Source organism: Oleiphilus sp. HI0067, from assembly GCF_001635735.1.
The window spans coordinates 1-867 of record NZ_LWFI01000361.1 but is presented as its reverse complement, the minus strand read 5'-3'; the positions used below and the strand labels follow the sequence as shown (position 1 = coordinate 867).

General features: G+C 45.0%; 2 protein-coding genes. Both read left to right on the top strand.

The window, feature by feature from the left end; all coding sequences use genetic code 11:
- Nucleotides 1–181, top strand: a 181-nt coding sequence (locus A3739_RS04350) for an aminomethyltransferase beta-barrel domain-containing protein (RefSeq protein WP_369821086.1), incomplete at its 5' end; no start/stop codon positions are given.
- The gene (hflD, locus tag A3739_RS04345; protein WP_068476499.1) at nt 168–797 is read left to right on the top strand and encodes a high frequency lysogenization protein HflD; all 630 of its coding nucleotides are present in this window, start codon (nt 168–170) and stop codon (nt 795–797) included. The genes A3739_RS04350 and hflD, both read left to right, overlap by 14 nt.
- The last annotated feature ends 70 nt before the right edge of the window (nt 798–867 follow it).

The window sequence follows — 867 nt, the reverse complement described above, 5'->3', positions numbered from 1 at the left end:
ACAAGCAGACCAGTCTTGTCATGTCGAAAAGCTAGATAACGGAGATCTTAGCGTGCGGTTTGACACCCCCCAACGAGCCATTACCCCAGGCCAATCGGTTGTTTTCTATATTGAAGATCGTTGCCTCGGCGGTGGGATCATTGCATCTACTAGTAGCGAGCCTAACGATGAGCTTAACTAACGATCAGAATAAGGCACTGGCACTATCTGGCTTATTCGAATGCTGCGTATTGGTAGATAGCATTGCGCGCAATGGCTCTTGTGATCACGATGCACAAAACGTGTTGATTGAATCGCTTTTCAACACGAACCCCAATGATGCACAAGATATCTATTCTGACTTGCATGCTCTTAAAAAAGGGCAACAAGCTTTACTAGGCTGCTTAGGAGAATCAGGGGTCGATGCAAACCCACAAGTACTCCGTTACGCACTAGCGCTTTTACATCTGCAACAAAAGCTAAGCAAACAAAGCGATATGCTTTCCTTGATAGGAAATAAACTCGAGCTAGCGTCTAATCAAGTATCTCACTTTGGCATTGATCACGAGAACGTCATCGCGAATTTGGCTTCTACTTACCAAGAAAGCATTAGCACATTTAATATGCGTATTCAGGTATCTGGCCATGCCCGTCATCTGCAAGTGGAACACAACGCCGCAAAGATTCGCGCATTACTTCTTGCAGGTATTAGATCCGCAACATTATGGCGACAACTCGGCGGTCATCGTTGGCAATTTCTGTTTGGTAAAGGAAAGATCCGCAAGGCAGCCAAGTCGCTAAATTCCATCCTGATATAAACCTCTTACTTCTAAGTTTCGTCACCTAATTGTTTGTAGTAAACTCGCGGCCTTTCTAAAGCAGGTACGA